The 19,335-nt window shown below is 29.2% G+C and carries 17 protein-coding genes, 1 tRNA gene and 1 pseudogene; 11 read left to right on the top strand and 8 right to left on the bottom strand.

Annotation, left to right across the window (positions count from 1 at the left end; translation table 11 throughout):
• The 7 genes from CSPT_RS05785 to rpmB form a co-directional block, all read right to left on the bottom strand.
• Window positions 1-462, bottom strand: a complete 462-nt coding sequence (locus CSPT_RS05785) for a hypothetical protein (RefSeq protein WP_089182725.1) — start codon at window positions 460-462, stop codon at window positions 1-3.
• Between the two features lie 27 nt (window positions 463-489).
• Complete coding sequence (hemH, locus tag CSPT_RS05790) at window positions 490-1,434, bottom strand: ferrochelatase (protein ID WP_089182726.1); 945 nt, start codon at window positions 1,432-1,434, stop codon at window positions 490-492.
• The gene (locus CSPT_RS05795) at window positions 1,431-2,321 is read right to left on the bottom strand and encodes a Gfo/Idh/MocA family protein (RefSeq protein ID WP_089182727.1); all 891 of its coding nucleotides are present in this window, start codon (window positions 2,319-2,321) and stop codon (window positions 1,431-1,433) included. The genes hemH and CSPT_RS05795 overlap by 4 nt, the downstream gene beginning before the upstream one ends.
• Before the next feature lie 65 nt (window positions 2,322-2,386).
• Window positions 2,387-2,611 carry an HP1242/YdcH family protein gene (locus tag CSPT_RS05800; RefSeq protein WP_089182728.1) on the bottom strand — a complete coding sequence of 75 codons (225 nt, stop codon included), beginning with the start codon at window positions 2,609-2,611 and terminating at the stop codon, window positions 2,387-2,389.
• Window positions 2,612-2,680: 69 nt separating this feature from the next.
• The gene (gene argJ / locus CSPT_RS05805; RefSeq protein WP_089182729.1) at window positions 2,681-3,865 is read right to left on the bottom strand and encodes a bifunctional glutamate N-acetyltransferase/amino-acid acetyltransferase ArgJ; all 1,185 of its coding nucleotides are present in this window, start codon (window positions 3,863-3,865) and stop codon (window positions 2,681-2,683) included.
• On the bottom strand, window positions 3,858-4,985 hold the full coding sequence (locus CSPT_RS05810; protein WP_089182730.1) for a potassium channel family protein: 1,128 nt from the start codon (window positions 4,983-4,985) through the stop codon (window positions 3,858-3,860). Before CSPT_RS05810 ends, argJ begins: the two co-directional genes overlap by 8 nt.
• Window positions 4,986-5,010: 25 nt before the next feature.
• On the bottom strand, window positions 5,011-5,202 hold the full coding sequence (rpmB, locus tag CSPT_RS05815; RefSeq protein ID WP_033915900.1) for a 50S ribosomal protein L28: 192 nt from the start codon (window positions 5,200-5,202) through the stop codon (window positions 5,011-5,013).
• Between the two features lie 144 nt (window positions 5,203-5,346).
• Here rpmB and CSPT_RS05820 point away from each other — a divergent pair, with 144 nt between their 5' ends.
• Genes CSPT_RS05820 through CSPT_RS05830 form a run of 3 tightly spaced genes read left to right on the top strand, consistent with a single transcriptional unit; the run spans window position 5,347 to window position 8,139 of the window.
• Complete coding sequence (locus tag CSPT_RS05820; RefSeq protein WP_089182731.1) at window positions 5,347-6,711, top strand: chemotaxis protein CheX; 1,365 nt, start codon at window positions 5,347-5,349, stop codon at window positions 6,709-6,711.
• A gap of 9 nt (window positions 6,712-6,720) precedes the next feature.
• The gene (gene rpe / locus CSPT_RS05825) at window positions 6,721-7,362 is read left to right on the top strand and encodes a ribulose-phosphate 3-epimerase (RefSeq protein ID WP_089182732.1); all 642 of its coding nucleotides are present in this window, start codon (window positions 6,721-6,723) and stop codon (window positions 7,360-7,362) included.
• A 3-nt stretch (window positions 7,363-7,365) separates the two neighbouring features.
• Complete coding sequence (locus tag CSPT_RS05830) at window positions 7,366-8,139, top strand: 3'-5' exonuclease (RefSeq protein WP_089182733.1); 774 nt, start codon at window positions 7,366-7,368, stop codon at window positions 8,137-8,139.
• On the opposite strand, the gene ppk2 is transcribed toward CSPT_RS05830, so the two are convergent.
• Complete coding sequence (ppk2, locus tag CSPT_RS05835) at window positions 8,134-8,958, bottom strand: polyphosphate kinase 2 (protein WP_149051354.1); 825 nt, start codon at window positions 8,956-8,958, stop codon at window positions 8,134-8,136. The two genes, CSPT_RS05830 and ppk2, sit on opposite strands and share 6 nt — an antisense overlap.
• Window positions 8,959-9,068: 110 nt before the next feature.
• Between ppk2 and dsbD the strand changes: the two genes are divergently transcribed.
• The 8 genes and pseudogenes from dsbD to hypF all read left to right on the top strand — a co-directional run bounded on the left by dsbD (window position 9,069) and on the right by hypF (window position 19,324).
• Window positions 9,069-10,814 (top strand): protein-disulfide reductase DsbD, encoded by a 1,746-nt coding sequence (dsbD, locus tag CSPT_RS05840; protein ID WP_089182735.1) that lies wholly within the window; start codon window positions 9,069-9,071, stop codon window positions 10,812-10,814.
• Between the two features lie 41 nt (window positions 10,815-10,855).
• A tRNA-Gln gene (locus tag CSPT_RS05845) sits at window positions 10,856-10,929 on the top strand.
• Window positions 10,930-11,493: 564 nt separating this feature from the next.
• A pseudogene (locus CSPT_RS05850) lies at window positions 11,494-12,616 on the top strand (hydrogenase small subunit).
• A gap of 15 nt (window positions 12,617-12,631) precedes the next feature.
• Window positions 12,632-14,350 (top strand): nickel-dependent hydrogenase large subunit, encoded by a 1,719-nt coding sequence (locus CSPT_RS05855; protein ID WP_089182736.1) that lies wholly within the window; start codon window positions 12,632-12,634, stop codon window positions 14,348-14,350.
• Window positions 14,351-14,360: 10 nt separating this feature from the next.
• Window positions 14,361-15,044, top strand: coding sequence for a Ni/Fe-hydrogenase, b-type cytochrome subunit (cybH, locus tag CSPT_RS05860; RefSeq protein ID WP_089182737.1), 684 nt, complete (start codon window positions 14,361-14,363; stop codon window positions 15,042-15,044).
• On the top strand, window positions 15,044-15,586 hold the full coding sequence (locus tag CSPT_RS05865; RefSeq protein ID WP_089182738.1) for a HyaD/HybD family hydrogenase maturation endopeptidase: 543 nt from the start codon (window positions 15,044-15,046) through the stop codon (window positions 15,584-15,586). Before cybH ends, CSPT_RS05865 begins: the two co-directional genes overlap by 1 nt.
• Before the next feature lie 41 nt (window positions 15,587-15,627).
• Window positions 15,628-17,103, top strand: a complete 1,476-nt coding sequence (locus CSPT_RS05870) for a hypothetical protein (RefSeq protein WP_149051355.1) — start codon at window positions 15,628-15,630, stop codon at window positions 17,101-17,103.
• Window positions 17,078-19,324 (top strand): carbamoyltransferase HypF, encoded by a 2,247-nt coding sequence (gene hypF / locus CSPT_RS05875; protein ID WP_089182740.1) that lies wholly within the window; start codon window positions 17,078-17,080, stop codon window positions 19,322-19,324. Before CSPT_RS05870 ends, hypF begins: the two co-directional genes overlap by 26 nt.
• Window positions 19,325-19,335: the final 11 nt, after the last annotated feature.

The raw sequence follows: 19,335 nt of genomic DNA on the forward strand, positions 1-19,335 counted from the left end.
TCAAACTAAACTTATCAAATCAGATAAAGTAAAATTTGATAAGTTATTTTTAGAATTAATATTTTGGGCTTTTTCTAAAATTGCATTATTTTGAAGTTTAGCTAACAACTCTTTTTTATAATCATCAAGCGAATCTTCTAAAATCTTATTTAAATCAGCAATCTTATCTTTGCTGAGATTTTTAGTATCATTGAGTCCCAACAACTCTTTTAGCTCTTGTCTTTTTTGTTCAATTTTTTCATTTATTTTTTCAGCATTAAGAATATTTAAAAAAGCATAAGAACCATACTTTGTAAGCTTATCTCGAAACTCTTCAACACTGCCTATCTTTGAATCATCAGATAGTTTTTGATTTTGAGACACTAGAGCTTTAGATAACTCTTGATCAAAATCACCAATTCTAGCACTATTTGCCACAGTACCTAATGTAGATATTATGGAATTTATATCTTCTATTTTCATAAATTCTCCTTTAACTAAGGTACTATTTTATAAGCAAAAAGTATTCCTTGTTGTAGTGTCTATAAATTTTGCAAAATCATCTCTATCATTTGGACACTCAATAACATCAAAAAACTCATAATTTAGCTCTTTTGAAAGCTTTTTATATTCTATATCTATCTCAAAAATTGTTTCTGAGTTATCTATACAAAATGCGATTGGAAAAACTATGACTTTTTTATGGGTTATTTCTTTCATAACATCAACTATATTTGGACCAAGCCATTCAACAGGACCTAATTTTGACTGATATGCAAGCTTTATATCTTTAAAAATAACACCGTTTTCTTGAAGTTTTTTAGATAATATACAAACATGATCTTGTATGTGTTTTTCATATAAATCACCATTTTGTATTATCTTTATAGGCAAAGAGTGTGCAGAAAATATCAACACAATATCTTGTGGATTTAAATTTTTAGATTTTATTTTTTCTATAATTAAATTTAAAATTACATCATTATAAAGATTATTTTCGTAAAAATATGGAATTTGCGTTATTTTTTGATTTAATCCAAGTTCTCTCATAGCAAATTTAACATCATCAATACTTGATAAAATTGTAGTGCTAGAATGATGAGGATAAAGCGGAAGCAAAATAAACTCATCTGCATCTTTGTATTTTTTTAGCGCATCTTTAGCAAAAGGTGGAGTATAGTTCATTATAAAATCAACTTCATAATCACTATTTTTAAGTTTTTTAACAAGACTTGAAGTAATATCACAAATAGGAGATTTGCCATCTATCATCTCATAGTTTTTTTTAGCTTCTTTTTTTCTAAAACTAACTATCATATAAGCTATAAATTTTCTAAGAAGATTACTTTTTACACTTATTATATATTTATCATTAAACATATTTTTTAAAAATACACAAACTTCATCTAAATTTGAAGGACCGCCCATATTTAAAAGAAATAAAACTTTTTTCATAAAATTACTTTCGATATTGCTATAGCATCATTTATACTAACTAAATTTCCTATATCGCCACTCATACAATATTTAAAAAATTCACTATTTTGAAACCTAATTGACATATCTTCATTATCAACTCTTAAATTTATAAGCCCCTTATCATCCATTTTTCTAAGGTTAAATGCAACTAAATCAGCCATATAATGCCCGCTAGAGCAAGAAATTTCTATACAAAATCTATCTATTTTATAATTCCATGAGTTGGTTATGCTACAAATTATTCCATTTGTTGTTTTTGTTTTAGCACATAAAACATCTTCTATGTCTTTATCTTTTATACTATTTGTAGATACACAAAACTCTGATATTTCCGATGAAGTAATATACCTTATAAGATCTAAATCACTCATTGTAATAGACATTTTTATACCACCAAAAGTATCTTTAGGGTAAGTAGAAGAATGTATGATATTTATACTATAAATTTGCTCTTCTTTTTTTAAAGCCTGTTTTAGTGATATGATGGTTGGATTAAATCTAGTGTTATAACCAATGCAAACCTTTAGATTATTTTCTTTTGCAATGTAAGCCATTTCATTTATCTCTCCCATATTGGTAGATAATGGTGCATGTATTAAAAAATTTTTAGCATACTTTTGACATTGCAAAAAAGTTTTTTTATGTATATTAGCAGGAGTAGTTATAATAAGTGCTTCTGGAGAGTGATACGAATATAACTCGTCTACGCTTTGATATATTTGAGCTTTTATATCCGGTAAATTTTTTGAACTATCTTGTTTAGAAATTCCAACAAGCTCAAAATAATCAGAACGCCTAAGATCACTATAATAACTCTTTGTTATGTCTTCAAAACCAACAATAGCTACTTTTATCTTATCCAAAAAATTTCCTTAATCAAAACGATAAATAAATTTAAGGGTAGGACTTACCTACCCAAAAACAACAATTACTTATTTTCCTTTTCATAATTAGAAAGAATTGCATATGCTTCATCTTTTAAAAGAAGTTTCTCTTTTTTAAGTTTATCAAGTTCAAGATTATCCATATGTTCTCTGCCCTCTGTCACATCTTTGATCTTTTGATCAAGATCATTATGACGATCAAAAATTTTTGCAAAATGTGCATCTTTGTTTTTTAGCTCAGTTATAAGCTCCCTATACTCATGAAACATAATATCTCCTTAAAATAAAATTGTTATTTGTTTAACATTTTATCTATTCAAGACTTAAAACTACTTTTATTATGATCTATAATCTGAGTTTATATCTACATATTTATGACCCAAATCGCATCCATAAGCTTCAAATTTACCTTCCCCTATTCCTAAATCGCAGCTTATTTTGTAACTTGGTTTTTTCATTATATTATGAGCTAAATTTTCTCTTTGCTCATCTAACTGCGGCAAATCCTTGTTAAAAACGATAACTTCATCATATTTTATAACTAAATTTTCTTCTTTGCACTCTACTTTACTAGCACCTATGGTTGAAGCTATTCTTCCCCAATTTGGATCTTCTCCAAAAATCGCAGTTTTTACAAGAAGTGAATTTGAAAGAGCTTTTGCAGCAATTTCTGCTTCTTCATCATTTTTTGCCCCACTTACACCAAATGATACAACTTTTTTTGAGCCTTCTCCATCTTGAACAAGATATAATGCCATCTGTTTTGTTATCAAATTTATAACTTCTCTAAAAGCTGCTTTATCATAAAATTCAGTTTTTCTTGAAGTAAGCAACATTAAAGTATCGTTTGTGGATGTATCGCCATCTACACTAATAGCATTAAAGCTATGCTTAACGCTACCAAATAAAATTTCATCCATATCTTCTTTTGGAATATTTGCATCTGTTAGTATAAAACAAAGCATAGTTGCAAAAGCCGGATTTATCATACCTGCACCTTTGCAAATAGCAGCAATATTAAAATATCCACCATTTTCAAGCTCAACTCTAAAAGCAAGCTCTTTTTTAAAACTATCTGTTGTCATAATAGCACTAGCTACGCCATTGCTATCTTTTGAGTTAAAATCCATTTTATCAAATGCAGATATGATTTTTTCAGTATCTAGTCTATATCCTATAACACCAGTTGAACTCATTATAGGATTTATCAAATTTATCTTTTGTGATAAACTTTCAAAAATAAAATTTATATCATCAATTCCATTTTGTCCTGTCATGGCATTCGCGTTTTTTGAGTTTAAAAGTATAAAATTTGTTTTAAAATTTTTTGGATAGCTTAAAAAATGCCTAATAGGAGCTGCTTTAAATTTATTACTAGTAAAAACAGCACTTACATCATAAGCTTCGTCGCTTCTTATAAATCCTAAATCATTTGAATCTTTTTTAAAACCAGCATTTACTCCACCAAAGTAAAAACCATCTACATTTTCAAGTCCGTTTTTTAAAGAAATTATATCAAACATATTTTAACTCCTCTGGCATATATTTGCTTCTTATGACTCTTTTAGTCATCCTTATACCATCTGCTGTACCTATTACAAGAAGTTTAGAGTCAGTTCCTATTAAAATATCATCTTTTGGCATAGGCATAAATTTATTATTTGGATCTTTTATACCTACTATATTTGCACTTGTTAACTCTTTTAAATGCGTATCTTTTAGTCTTTTAAATCTAACCCAAGAATAATCAGGCACCACAATCTCTTCTATATCTATAGGTGAGCCTTTTTTATACAAAAACTCTTCAAGCATATTTTCCATATCGGGTCTAACACTTACAGCACTAAGCCTTTGTGCGACTAGTTTGGTTGGCGTTACAACAGAATTTGCCCCAAGTTTTTTAAGTTTTACGGTGTCGTCCTCGTTGTTTGCCGTACTCATTATAAAATACTCTTCTCTACCAAGCTCTTTTTCATACAACCTTGCTGTTGTAATAATTGCTATATTATCAGCTATATTTTCACTAAGAGCAATTAGCCCCTTTGCGCTTGAAAAATGTGTCTTTTTAAGAGCAATTTCTGTGTGTGGCGCAGCTTTTATATAGTAAGGATACTTATACTTTTCTGCCAAATCTCCCAAATCATCTCTTTCATCAACCACAACAAAAGGTATGTGGTTTTCTCTAAACTGCTTTGTAAGTTCTATAGTATAGTTATTGTGATAACAAATAACAAAATGTTTTTTTAATCTAGCTATATCATTTATCATCTTTCTTTCCTTAAAAACATTTATAAGTGATCCCTTTTTTAACACCTCTATAACAAGACCTATAGAAAATGAAAAAACAGCAAATCCGGTAAAAATAAGTGCTATTGTAAAGAGTCTTCCAGCTGGCGATATATAATCAACCTCTGTAAAACCAACCGTTGTAAAGGTCATACCAGCTTGATAAATCCCATCTATCAAAGAAAAATCGTTGATAACAACATATCCCAATGCCCCAAACATAAGCATTAGGATAACTGCTATCAACGGAAGACGAAAAAAGCGTAGTTGTTCGTATAGTTCTGTATTTAAATCTACTTCTGGCTTTGAAGAATCAGACCAATTGAGGAATTTTTTTATCTTTTCTAGCAAAGACATCTACTCCTCTTTTAAATTTATTTTATTATTTTGAATGTTTTTTCATAGTTCTAATAGTAGAAGCGGCAACTTTAATTCTTCTAGTTGTTCCATCTTCTAAAGTAACACGGATAGAGCGTAAATTTGGCATAAATCTTCTTTTGCTTTTATTGTTAGCATGGCTTACGCTATTTCCAACCATAGGACCTTTTCCTGTTATTGCACATCTTTTTGACATAGTTTTTCCTTAATCTCATAAAATAAACTTGTAATTATATCATAATAAACAAAATATTTACTTAAATTTATTTTTATAAATTTATTTAATTTAAAAGATTTTATAGGTAAAATACGAAACAAATTTATTAAAGAAAGTGAAAATATGACCCCTGTATTAAAAAATAGCGTCGCTATTTTTTCTCCCATCGGTTTTGTTGATGGCGCTATGTCAAAAACCATAATAGACTCTAACGATATGCTTTATCTAAAAGAAAAAATGCCAGTTTGTGTATTTATTTCATTTAAAAAAGTAATTTTTTTTAATAAAATCGGATTTAACAATATAATAAACACATTGCAAAATATAAAAGAAGAGCTAAAAATCAGCATAGGACTTTGTGACTATAATGAAAAAATGTTTAAATCTTTTTTTGATATGTCTGATCAAAGTATAAATTATTCTTTATTTGAAACACTTGAAGTAGGAATGCTTTTTTATGATAAATCAAACGAAAATAAAAAAAAGGTTTTAATATATACAGATAGCCAAAAGCAAAATGCCAAAATAGCCCTAAGTCTTGCTCAAAAAGGGCACGATGCTTATATAGCGAAAAATAGTGATGATTTTAAAAATATGCAAAAAGATTTTGACTATATTTTGAGTATGACGCATATTATGAATTATGAAAAAAATACACAAATATATATAAAAGATAATGTTGTTGTGTATAATCTTAATGGGTATTTAGATTCTAGTTTTGCTGAAAATTTTGATAAAAAATATTATGAGAATTTAATTAAAGTTGGGTTTAAATATTTTATTTTCGATGGAACAAATATATCATCTTTTAATGTATATGGAACAGCTTTTTTAGCAAGTCTTTCTGTCTTAAGTGCAGAATATGGCGTTGTAATAGCAATTTGCAATATAAAAAATATAACCCAAGCCCTAAAAAATGAGCTTGAAGATGGCGGAATTTTAGTTTATGACTCAATGGATGATTTTTACAATGATGAAAGAACGATAAGTGGCGGTGCAGGAATGCTTAGCAATAAAATAAACAACATTGGTAAAAATTTAATAGAAACACTACCAAATATAATAAGCATTATAAGTTCATCGATATCTTCTATTTTAAAAACACAAATTACAAAAAAACAAGCATCATTGACACCATTTAGCTCAAAAGGTTTTGAAGATTACATAGGTGCATATATAGCATTTTATGGTGATATTGACGGAAAATTGCTATTATGCACAAGCGAAGATTGTGCCAAAGAAATTTGTAAAGTTTTACTAGATGAAAATCAAAATGAAAGAAATGATATAGCAGTAGCATTAGCTGAATTTATGGATATAATAGGCGAAAATATACTTTTGATGTTTAATGAAAAAAAACAAAAAGTAGAAATCACTATGTCAAGAAGCATAACAAATATCAAGGAATTTGAAGCAAATAAAAGCAAAGGTGCTTTTCTAGAACTTGATATAAATGGAAAAAGTTGTATTATATTTTTAAGCAAATAAAGGAAAATAATGTATGTAGCACCAAGTATTCTCTCGGCTAATTTTGGAAATTTAAGCAGTGATATAACAAAGGTTTGTGAAGCTGGGGCTGATCTTTTACATATAGATGTTATGGATGGTCATTTTGTACCAAATTTAACAATAGGACCTAGTGTTGTGAAAGCTGCGGCAAAAGCTTCAAGTGTGCCGCTTGATATACACTTAATGGTAAAAAATGTTAAATTTTTTGTAGATCTTTTTTTAGACATAAAACCAAAATTTATAACATTTCACATAGAAGAAGAAAAACACCCTTTAAGAATGATTGAATACATTAGAGATCACGGAATTAGCCCTGGAATAGTTCTAAATCCACATACTCCAGTTTCTATGTTAGAGCATATAATTCATAGTGTTGATATAGTGCTTTTAATGAGTGTAAATCCTGGTTTTGGCGGACAGAAATTTATGCCTCTTGTTCTTAAAAAAATATCTACTTTAAGAGATATGATAGATAAAAATAACATAAAATGCATGATAGAAGTTGATGGTGGTATAAATGGATTAAACATAGCAGACATAGAAATAGCTGGGGCTGATATAGTTGTAGCTGGAAATTATATATTTTCATCAAATGATTATAAGACATCGATTAATTCATTAAAGATATAAAAATTGCAGCTAGAGGCTTTTATTAAATTTTTTATAACAAATCCACTTTATTACAAAGATTTTGTAAATATAGCAAGCAACATCAAAGAGATAAACGAGATAATAAATGTAAAAAATTTATGCGAATGGAGAACACTTGGGCTAAATTTAAAAAAAGACTACATAAATAGAGTTATTCCGGTCTTTAAGCATACATTGATTAAAGATCAAATATTTTGCATTGTAGATATAGAAACAAATGGCAGTATGAAAGATGGACAGATTATAGAAATTGGTGCTGTAAAACTACAAAATTCAAAAATCATAGATACTTTTGAAACGCTAATTTATGCACCATTTATACCAGAAAATATTACACAATTAACAGGAATTTTTACAAACGATTTAAAAGACGCGCCAAATTTAAAAATTGCATTAGAAAAATTTAAGATTTTTTTGCAAGACTCTGTATTTATAGCACATAATGTCAGATTTGATTACAATTTTATAAGTAATAGTCTAAGTAAAATTGGACTTGGAATACTTTTAAATCCAAAGCTTTGCACAATCGAACTTGCAAAAAGAACGATATCATCAAAAAAATATGGTCTTGAACATCTAAAAGAAATTCTAAACATAAACAACGCCCATCATAGAGCGATGAGCGATACAATATCTGCTACAAAAATTTTCCAGCACTGTTTAAATTTCATACCAGATAATATCAAAACTACTTATGATCTTATAAATTTTAGCAAAACAGCGTCCTTGATGCCAAAACCCGAAGAGACCCTATAAAATAACTTTTATTTTCTTTATGGCTTCTTCTATTACTTTTAATTCATCCGCGGCGGTTCTTACTTTTTGCGTATCAACTTTTAATTTATCTTTAGAGCATTTATCTTCGTAATCTATTTTATTTAATATTGATTTTATAGTATTTAATCTAGCTTGTTTTTTATTATTTGAATCTATAACAATCCACGGATTTATATCTGTATCGGTTTGTAAAAACATACTACCTTGAGCCATTGAATACTTATTCCAAAAATCTTGAGCCATATCATCAACAGGCGATATTTTAAATCTTTTTAGCGGATTAGTTCTTCTGCTTTTAAATCTTTTGGCTTGTGCTTCTTTATTTATAGATAAGAAAAATTTAAAAATCTTAATCCCGGATTTACTTAAAAGATTTTCAAACCCAGGCACTTCTTGCAAGAAATCTCTATGTTCTTCTTGTGTACAAAATCCCATAACAGGCTCCACCATAGCTCTATTGTACCAAGAGCGATCAAAGATAACAATCTCTCCTGCACTTGGCAAATGAGCAACATATCTTTGAAAATACCATTGAGTTGTTTCTATGTCGCTAGGCTTTTGAAGAGCTACAACTCTACATCCTCTAGGATTTAGATGCTCTGTTATCCTTTTTATAGTTCCGCCTTTTCCAGCAGCATCACGCCCTTCCATTATGATAAGAAGTTTCAAACCCTCTTTTTTTACATAATATTGCATTTTTAAAAGCTCTACTTGAAGATCTTTAAGCTCTTTTTCATATGCTTTTTTCTTTTCCTTTTTCTCTTTTTTTCTGTTTTCTTTTTTTTCTTCATTAGACATATCATATCCTTTTTTGTATAAATACTCTAACAATTTTATAACATTATAAATAAAATCTTAATTAAGTTTTAGTATAATGCAATAACTTATATAATAAATTGGAATTTTTAATGTTTAATAAGATAATATTTTTTCTTTTTTTTAGTTGTAGTTTTTTATTTGCAAATATAAATAATGTTTTTGATATACAAGCTAAAATGCTAGATAATATTGCTTTAAATTTAGAATTTAATATAGATAAAAAAGCATACCTTTATAGCGATAAAATCAAGATAAAATTACTTTCGCAAGACAAAGATATAACCGAGTTTTTAAATTTTCCACAAAGCAAACAATATAAAAATTATCAAATTTACAGCGGAAAATTTGATGTTTTAATTCCACTTGGATTGATTAATAATTTAGATGAGTTTTCACTAAGAGTTGATTACTTAGGGTGTGCTTATGATGGCTTTTGTTATGAACCTTTGGCAAAAAAGATAGATGTTAAAAAAAATGCAAATATTTATGAAATTTCTACATCTCAAATAGACTTAAAGCAATTTTCAACTCCAAAAGATATAAAAACCGATAAATCAGGCAACTCATCAAACCATCAAAATATAGCTGGCAATTTATCAAAAAACAGCGTTTTTGTTAGTTTGATTACATTTTTTGGATACGGCTTACTGCTTGCTTTAACACCTTGCATTTTGCCTATGATTCCAATACTTTCAAGCATAATTGTATCAAAAGGGGATGTTGGCAAAAAACATAGTTTTATAATAAGCCTAGTTTATGTATTTTCAATGAGTATAGCATACACCATAGCAGGTGTGTTAGCAAGTCTTTTTGGTATGGGTATACAAGGGATACTTCAAATTCCGTTTGTTATCATATCTTTTAGTCTTATTTTTGTATTTTTTGCTCTTTCAATGTTTGGCGTTTTTAAATTTCAAATGCCTCTTTTTATTCAAAATTTCATAAACTCAAAAACTGAAAATAAAACAGGTTTTTTTGGCGTAGTCATTATGGGATTTTTATCAGCCTTGATAGTAGGACCTTGTATAGCAGCACCACTTGCCGGAGCACTTCTTTTCATAGCTCAAAGTGGAAATATACTTCTTGGGGGGCTAGCTCTTTTTGTAATGAGCTTTGCCATGGGAATTCCATTGCTTCTAATAGGTCTTGGTGGAAAAAGATTTCTTCCAAAACCAGGAATTTGGATGGAAGAAATTAATAAATTATTTGGTTTTATAATGCTAATAATGGCTGCATGGATGTTATCAAGAATAATAAATCAAAATATGACAATGCTCATTTATGGTGTCATTGGGATATTTTTTACTATTTTCATGGGAGGTTTTGATAGAGCAAAAAGCACTTTTATGAAATTTAAAAAATCTATTTGTATTTTTGTATTTATCTACTCCACTTTGCTAATTACAGGATTTGCAAGTGGTGCAACAGATGTATCAAAACCATTACAAAATATTATTTCTCAAAAAAATAACAACACAATGGACAATAAAGAAATTTCTTTTAAATATGCTAAAAATTTAAAAGAACTAAAAGATATAATTCATAGCTCAAAAAAGCCAGTTATGATAGATTTTTGGGCAACTTGGTGTGTAAATTGTAAAGAGTTAGAAAATGTTTTTCAAGACGATGAAGTTAAGAAAAAACTTTTTGAATTTGAACTTGTAAAAATAGATGTTACAAATAGTAATAATGACAACAAAGAAATGATGAAAGAATTTGCAGTTTATGGTCCCCCTGCTCTTATATTTTTTAAAGATGGAGTTGAATTAAAAAACAAACAGATAGTAGGTTTTATAACTGCAAAAGATTTTTTGCAACACATAAAAGAAATTTAGCTAAATTTATGTTTATTTGATTTATAATCAAACTTTCTTTTTGCCCTATAGTTTAGCGGTAGAACTGCTGACTCTGGATCAGCTAACAGAGGTTCGAATCCTCTTAGGGCATCCACGCATTAAAATGACTTACAAAATACAACATAAGCTATTGGAAAAAAGTTAAACTTTGGTTTTATATCTTGTTTTTTATATTCGCACTATTAAACATAAATTAATTTATGTTTAATAAAACTATGGATATTATAGAAATTTAATAAAAAATAGGATTTAAAAATGAATAAAATAATATTTTAAAGTGCGTATATTTTATAATAGCTTTTGTCCTATCATATATGCTTGTTAGCTTCTTGCTAAGATAAATTTTATAGTGTGTGATTGTCATAAATTTCTACATATTAACGCAATATACAATATAATATTTGGTATTATAGTTATTCATAGAAAATCCATATAAAAATTCTAAAAAAATGCACTAAATTTATATTTCGTAATAAAAAAATTTAATAAATATTATTACTTAAAAGTAATTTGCTTTTTTAAATTTAATTTAATTATAAAAGTTATTTTTAAATCGAATAGTTGTAAACTAACTAATATTGCATATTTATATAATCTTATATAAATATGCATTTGTTAATATTAAAAAATAAAATACAAAATTTACAAAGGAGAGTTCATGAAACAAGAGGATCTTGTCTCACAAATCAGTGCTAGATTGAATGAAGTTCAAAATATGCCAAAAATGCATAATGGCTCTATTATGCAAAAATTAAAAGAGCATGGATTTAGCAGAAGGGATTTTATGAAATGGGCTGGAACAATGACTGCCATGTTGTCGCTTCCTACATCCTTTATACCTCAGGTTGCAAAAGCTGCTGAACTAGCAGATAGATTACCAGTTATTTGGTTACATATGGCAGAATGCACAGGATGTAGCGAAAGCCTATTAAGAACAGATGCACCTACTATAGATAGTCTTATATTTGACTACATTTCACTTGAATATCATGAAACTATAATGTCAGCAAGTGGGTGGCAAGCCGAAGAAAATTTAGAAAGTGCCATAGAAAAATATAAAGGTAAATATGTCCTTATGGTTGAAGGTGGAATTCCTGAGGGTTCAAGCGAATTTTATCTAACGGTAGGACCTGTTGGAACAACAGGAGCACAGCATTGCAGACACGCAAGCGAAAATGCTTTAGCTATATTTGCCATAGGAACATGTTCAAGCTGCTCATCCAAACCCAACAAATGCTCAACCTTTAAGCAAAATAACAAATAAACCTGTTATAAATGTACCAGGATGCCCACCAAGTGAGAAAAATATAGTTGGAAATGTTTTAAATTATCTACTTTTTGGAACCTTACCTAGCTTAGATGCTTACAATAGACCAAAATGGGCTTATGGGTTAAGAATTCACGATCTTTGCGAAAGAAGAGGTCATTTTGATGCTGGCGAATTTGTTCAACATTTTGGCGATCAGGGTGCAAAAGATGGTTATTGCTTATATAAAGTTGGCTGCAAAGGTCCTTATACTTTTAACAACTGCTCAAGAGAAAGATTTAACTCTCATACAAGCTGGCCTATACAAGCAGGACATGGCTGTATAGGATGCTCTGAGCCAAATTTCTGGGATGAAATGGGTCCATTTGAAGTTCCTCTTGGAGATAGACTTTATAATACAACTTTTGGTGGTTTAGGAGCTGATGCTACAGCTGATAAGATAGGTATAGGAATTTTGGCTATCGCAGGTGTTGCTATAGCGGCTCATGCAGCCATTGCTTCATTTAAGAAATAAAAATAAGGAAATAACATGAGTAAAAGAATAGTAGTAGATCCTATAACAAGAATAGAAGGTCATCTTAGAGTAGAAGTTATGGTAGATGATAACAATGTAGTAACAGATGCCTTTAGTAGCTCAACACTTTGGAGAGGGCTTGAGACAATAGTAAAAGGTAGAGATCCAAGAGATGCAGGTTTTTTAATGCAAAGAATTTGTGGAGTTTGCACATTTTCTCACTATAAAGCTGGTATAATGGCAGTTGAAAATGCCCTTGGTATAACTCCACCGCTAAATGCTGTTTTAACGAGAACTCTCATGAATAATGCTTTATTTTTTCACGATCACATTGTTCATTTTTATCAACTTCATGCACTTGATTTTGTTGATATTGTAAGTGCTTTAAGTGCAGATCCTTTTAAAGCACAAGATGAAGCTTTTAAATACACAGATTTTCCTTATGCATGTGGAGCAGATCATCTAAAAGCTGTTCAAGCAAAAGTGAAAACTTTTGTTGATAAAGGAAATCTTGGACCATTCGCAAATGCTTACTATGGGCACAAAACTTATCATCTAACACCAGAGCAAAATTTAATAGCTCTAAGCCACTATTTAGAGTGCTTAAGAGTTCAAAGAACAGCTGCTCAAATGATGGCGATCTTTGGAGCAAAACAGCCCCACCCTCAAAGCTTAACAGTTGGAGGTGTAACTTGTGTTATGGATATATTAAGTCCTGCTAGACTTGGTGAGTATATGACTAAATTTAATGAAGTTAAAGATTTCGTTGATAGAGCTTATTATCCAGACCTTGTAATGGCTGGAAAAGCTTATGCAAATGAACCAAGTGTTCTAAATGATGTTGGGGTAGCAAATTTATGGACACATCAAGAATTCCAACTATCACAAAATGAATGGTTGTTTGAAAGTGGTATTATTAAGAATGGCGATTTAAGCAAAGTTGAAGAGTTAGATGAAAGTAAAATCACTGAAGAAGCAACACATTCTTGGTATAAAAACGATAAACCTCTTCATCCTTATGATGGTGAGCAAGAGCCTAATTATACAGGATTTAAAGATGAAAAAACATTAAATGCAAAAGGCGAGATGGTTAATACAAAAGTTCTTGATACCTCTGGTAAATACTCTTGGATAAAAGCACCAAGATATGGTGGTAAACCTATGCAAGTTGGACCTTTGGCAAATATCGTTGTAAACTACGCAAAAGGAAATAAATATGTTGTTCCTGTGGTTGATAAGTTTTTAGCAGACACCGGTCTTCCATTAACTGCTGTCTTATCAACTCTTGGAAGAACTGCTTGTCGCATGATAGAAGCAAAAGTTATAGCAGATAATGGCTTAATAGCACTAAATAACTTAATTGCAAATATAAAATCAGGCGACACCGAAACTTGTGCAAAATACACAATAGACACAAGCAAAGAATATAAAGGTAGATATATCGGTCATGTACCTAGAGGAACTTTGAGCCATTGGTGTAGAATAGAAAAAGGTGTTATCAAAAACTGGCAAGCAGTTGTTCCTTCTACTTGGAATGCCTCTCCAAAAGATGCTAATGGTGGAATGGGAAGTTATGAAGCTTGTTTGATTGGTTTAAAAATAGCTGACTTAACTCAACCTTTAGAGATTATTCGCAAAATTCACTCATATGATCCATGTATTGCTTGTGCAGTTCATGTAATGGATACAAAAGGAAATGAAATAAGCGAGTATAAAGTAAATCCAAGTTTATAAGGAGCAATCTATGAAAAATGACGCAAAACATATTGCTGAGTATGAGTTCTCCATCGGATACAGACTTACTCACTGGATAAGAGCATTAAGTATAGTCTTGCTTGTAGTTAGTGGATTTTATATAGCTTATGTTTTTGTAAGTCCAGTTGTAACAAATGAACCTGTAATCTTTATGAATGCAAAATGGAGAGCTGTGCATATGATAGCAGCTTTTGTACTTATTGCGGTGCTTTTCTTTAAACTCTATTTATTTGTATTTGACAAACAAAGTAGAAAAGAATTAGCAAGTATTGGGGATTTTTTTAATATAAAAATATGGATAGAACAAATTAAATACTATCTATTCTTAGGAGAACATCCTCATATAAAAGGTGTTTATAACCCACTTCAATTTGCTTCATATTTGCTATTTTATATAGTAATGTTTGTGATATGCTTAACTGGAATGGTTTTATATGTTCATGTTTATCACGAAGGACTTGGAGGGTTATTTTATGAGCCTATGAGAGTTGTTGAAGTTTGGATGGGCGGTCTTGCAAATGTAAGAGAAATCCACCATATTTGTATGTGGGTAATTATGATTTTTGTTCTTGCACATGTTTATATGGCTATATTTAATGCTGTAAAAGGTAAAAATGGTGCAATGGATGCCATTATAAGTGGTTATAAATTCCCACAAGAAAACAACCACTAGTGAATATTTTAATACTTGGTATAGGAAATGTGATGTTCTCCGATGAAGGAATCGGGGTTCATCTTTGTAAACTTTTAGAAAAAAACTACACTTTTAGATCAGATACTCACACCATCACTTTTATAGATGGCGGAACACTTGCAATGCAACTTATCCCCATAATAGTAAAATATGACTATGTTATCGTCATAGACTGCATAGATGCAAAAGATGGAAATATCGGAGATGTTTATTTTTTTGATTACGATGATATGCCTAAAAAGATAAATTGGAGTGGTTCGGCTCATGAAGTAGAAATGCTTCAAACGCTTCAATATATGGAACTTATGGGAGATATTCCTAAAACTAAGATTGTGGGTATTATACCAAAACGCATAGTCCCTTTGAGCTTTGAAATATCTAGTGAAATAAAAGATGGTGTAAATTTAGCCCAAAAAACTATACTAAAATATCTAAAAGATGAGTTTAAATTTGATATAATAAAAAAAGATAACAAAAATATACAAGATATAGCAAATTTATTTTCTAAAGGTGAGTTATGATTTTAAAATATGAATTTTTATACAAAAGCTCGAACCATATTTTGAGTTATTTTTTAAATTTTTATGCAAAACAATACAACATAAAAACAGCTTTTTATGAAGAAGATAATAAAGTTATATTTTTCACAAATGGCGATGAAAATGATATTTTAGCTTTCAATGATGAGTGTATGCCAAAAATTCCACATTTTATATTTTTAAAAGACTTTAAAGTTGAAGTTTGCGAAGATTTAAAACAAGGTGAAGTTTTTGAGATACAAAAATATCCAAACATAACTCCAAAAGTCGCTCAGTTATACAACGACTCATCGCAAATTTCAAAAAATGAATTTGATATATTAAGCGAAATTTCTGTTTTTATGGATAATAAATTTATAAATGTTGATGAAAATAACTTTTATATGCTTTTAGAATTTTGTTTAAACGCTCTTAAAAACTCGCAAAAAATAGTTCTTCAAGATGCTTTTGGTACATTTGAGATAAATAATGGGGTAAGCTTTGATAGTGATTTTTTAATGCCGACAAATTTAAAAGAAATCACAAAAATTTTTATAGCTGACGATAAAGCTCAGTTTGCATTAGCTAGCTTTGAAAAACCTATGATAAATCTTAGAATAAATGCAATTTATAGAAAAAATCACGAAAACTCACCATATAATTTCTGGGTAAAAGGAGCAAGGGATCTTTTTACATATGTTTTATGCGATCAAGCTCATAAAATAAATATACTATTTTTTAGTATTCATATGCTAAATAAAACCATTGAGCCATTTAAAGTAAATATCTTAGAAAATTCTCAAGTTGTTTTATCTTCAACTTATTATCTAAACAAAAAAATTCAAGATATGCTAAATTCTTCAAAACAAGATCATCCGGAGTTGTTGATTTATGCTATGAATATAAATAAAAAAGGCATTTTATCAAAACAAAATTTACTAGTTTTACTAAATAAACATTGTGATGATAAATTTCTTATACTAGATGATTCAAATAGCATAAATTTACTTCAAATAAACATACCAGATACTTATGAAAAAATTATTGAATCCATAAAACAAGATGAAACAGGAACAAAACTTATTAAAAACTTTAAAGAGCAATTTTCGTTGCCAAGTGGCAAAATAAAAGGAAATAAAAACTTTTTTACACTTTTTGAGATAATTAAAAATATTTTAGGATTTGATTTAAATATCTTACAAAACGCTGATGCTTATAGCGGAAAAAAAGGACCTATGATTGATTATAAACTCATAGAAAACATTAAATTTGATTATATAAAATTTATAAAAAGCGGTATGAGTTTTAAATTAGCAGGAGTTGATGACAAAACGCTAAGTTTCGGATATATTGAATCTTTTGTAATGTTTATCAACGAACTTTTTACAACCGCAAAAGATGAATATGATATTTTTGATATAGATATATTAGGCTCTTTTTTAGAATGCAAATCATTTTGTGCATTATGCAAATTACATCTAAATATGAGTTTTGATGACGAACTCCCAGTTATGCTATGAATTTGATATAAGGGGCTTAGTTCAAGGAGTTGGATTTAGACCTTTTGTGTATAAAATAGCTATGGATTTATGCTTAAAAGGAGAAGTTTATAACGATAGCGAGGGCGTAAAACTAACGCTTCAAGCTAACAAAGATGAGATAGATAAATTTTTTGAAATTTTTTACTCTTCTCTTCCGCCGCTTTGTAAAATTCATAGCGTAAAAAAAATAAAAACATTTCATAAATATTTTACTAAATTTAGCATAATTGCTTCAAAATCTGCAAAAAAGATATCTGCGATTCTACCTGATTTTGCGATATGTGATGAATGTAAGGCTGAATTTTATGATAAAAATAACCCAAGATATCATTACCCTTTTATAAACTGCACAAACTGTGGTCCAAGAATATCGATAATAAAAGATTTACCATATGATAGAATTAACACCACTATGAGTAAATTTAAAATGTGCGAATTTTGCGAAAGCGAATACACAAATCCACTCAATAGGCGTTATCACGCTCAGCCAATAGCATGTCCAAAATGTGGCCCAAGATTATATCTAAAAGATAAAAATGGAAATATTTTAAAAAGCGGAAATGATGCTATAAAATTAGTAGCAAAAGCCTTGCAAGATGGAAAAATCATAGCTATAAAAGGATTAAGCGGATTTCATCTATGCGTTGATGCTTTAAATCAAAATGCCATAAAAGAACTTAGAGTTAGAAAACAACGCCCATTTAAGCCTTTTGCAATAATGTGCAAAGATTTAAATATGGCTAAAAATTTCGCAAATATAAACGCTTTAGAAGAAATAGAACTTGATTCAAATTTAAAACCTATTGTTATCTTAAATTTAAAAAAAGACAGCCATTTGCCTCAAATACTTGCTCCAAATTTAAATAAAGTTGGTATTTTTTTAGCAAATACGGGCGTTCATTTATTGCTTTTTGAATATTTTAAAAATCCGATTATCGCAACAAGTGCAAATATAAGCGGTGAGCCGATAATATACAATGAAAACGATCTGTTATCAAAATTAGGTGATGTATTTGATTTATATCTTGATAACGACAGAGATATACTAAATCCAGGAGATGATAGTATTTTACAAGTCATTGATAATCAAACTATGTTTTTACGCACAAGTAGAGGAGTAAATCCGCAAACAATTAGCACAAATTTAACTCACGAAAAAATGATTTTAGCCCTTGGAGGTGAGCTAAAAAATCAATTTGTTATATACAAAAACTCTCAACTTTTCATCTCTCCGTATATTGGAGATCTTAAAAATGTATCAACTTTCGAGCGATTTTCCTCGCTTCTTGATATGTTTATCAAAACTTATGATATAAAATTTGATGAAATTATAGGCGATTTACACCCACAATTTTTACATACAAAATATTTTGAAAAACTAGGATTTAATGTAAAAAAACTCCAACACCACAAAGCTCATGTATATGCAAATATGTTTGAGTTTAAGTTAGAAAAAAAGGATTTTTTAGCATTTTGTTTTGATGGAACTGGATATGGAGAAGATAATAAAATATGGGGCGGAGAGATATTTTTACATAAAAATGGAAATTTAAAAAGAATTTTGCATTTTAAAGAATTTAAACTTCTTGGCGGAGAAAATGCTATAAAAAATATTTGGCAAATTGCTTATAGCTTGATTTTAAGTGAAAATTTACAAGACATTGCTAATAACTTTTTATCTAAATTTGACCAAATGAAACTAATAAATTTAAAAAAAATATATGATAAAAACATAAATTCCCCTCTTACAACTTCAGTTGGAAGGCTATTTGACGCTTTTGCTAGTATAATTTGTGGCATAAATGAAATAAGTTATGAAGGGCAGTCTGGAATGCAATTAGAAGCGTTATATGATGAAAATTTAGATGTAAGCTATAAATTTGAGATAATTAATGATGAAATTTGCTATAAAACTGCACTAATAAATGCACTAAAAGATGATAAAAAAGTAGCCGCAACAGCTTTCATAAACGCTTTTAGTAACTTAATAGCAGAAATATCTTTAAAATACAATCTTGAAATTTGTTTTAGTGGTGGCGTTTTTCAAAATAAAACTTTACTAAAAGCAACAACAAAACTTCTTAAAAAAACAAATTTAACCTATCATATACCAAAATTTCCACCAAATGATAGCTCTATTGCACTTGGGCAGATGCACTGGTATTTAAGCCATTTTAAAGATAAAAATAATACAATATAAGACAAATTTAT

This window comes from Campylobacter sputorum subsp. sputorum (assembly GCF_008245005.1).
GTDB lineage: Bacteria > Campylobacterota > Campylobacteria > Campylobacterales > Campylobacteraceae > Campylobacter_F > Campylobacter_F sputorum.

Excerpts from the sequence above, each read along its gene's own strand:
- hemH (WP_089182726.1), bottom strand. The coding sequence starts at position 1,434 with ATGAAAAAAGTTTTATTTCTTTTAAATATGGGCGGTCCTTCAAATTTA.
- argJ (WP_089182729.1), bottom strand. The coding sequence starts at position 3,865 with ATGTTTGATATAATTTCTTTAAAAAACGGACTTGAAAATGTAGATGGT.
- cybH (WP_089182737.1), top strand. The coding sequence starts at position 14,361 with ATGAAAAATGACGCAAAACATATTGCTGAGTATGAGTTCTCCATCGGA.
- CSPT_RS05800 (WP_089182728.1), bottom strand. The coding sequence starts at position 2,611 with ATGTTTCATGAGTATAGGGAGCTTATAACTGAGCTAAAAAACAAAGAT.
- CSPT_RS05820 (WP_089182731.1), top strand. The coding sequence starts at position 5,347 with ATGACCCCTGTATTAAAAAATAGCGTCGCTATTTTTTCTCCCATCGGT.
- dsbD (WP_089182735.1), top strand. The coding sequence starts at position 9,069 with ATGTTTAATAAGATAATATTTTTTCTTTTTTTTAGTTGTAGTTTTTTA.
- rpmB (WP_033915900.1), bottom strand. The coding sequence starts at position 5,202 with ATGTCAAAAAGATGTGCAATAACAGGAAAAGGTCCTATGGTTGGAAAT.
- CSPT_RS05810 (WP_089182730.1), bottom strand. The coding sequence starts at position 4,985 with ATGTCTTTGCTAGAAAAGATAAAAAAATTCCTCAATTGGTCTGATTCT.
- rpe (WP_089182732.1), top strand. The coding sequence starts at position 6,721 with ATGTATGTAGCACCAAGTATTCTCTCGGCTAATTTTGGAAATTTAAGC.
- hypF (WP_089182740.1), top strand. The coding sequence starts at position 17,078 with ATGACGAACTCCCAGTTATGCTATGAATTTGATATAAGGGGCTTAGTT.
- CSPT_RS05785 (WP_089182725.1), bottom strand. The coding sequence starts at position 462 with ATGAAAATAGAAGATATAAATTCCATAATATCTACATTAGGTACTGTG.
- CSPT_RS05855 (WP_089182736.1), top strand. The coding sequence starts at position 12,632 with ATGAGTAAAAGAATAGTAGTAGATCCTATAACAAGAATAGAAGGTCAT.
- ppk2 (WP_149051354.1), bottom strand. The coding sequence starts at position 8,958 with ATGTCTAATGAAGAAAAAAAAGAAAACAGAAAAAAAGAGAAAAAGGAA.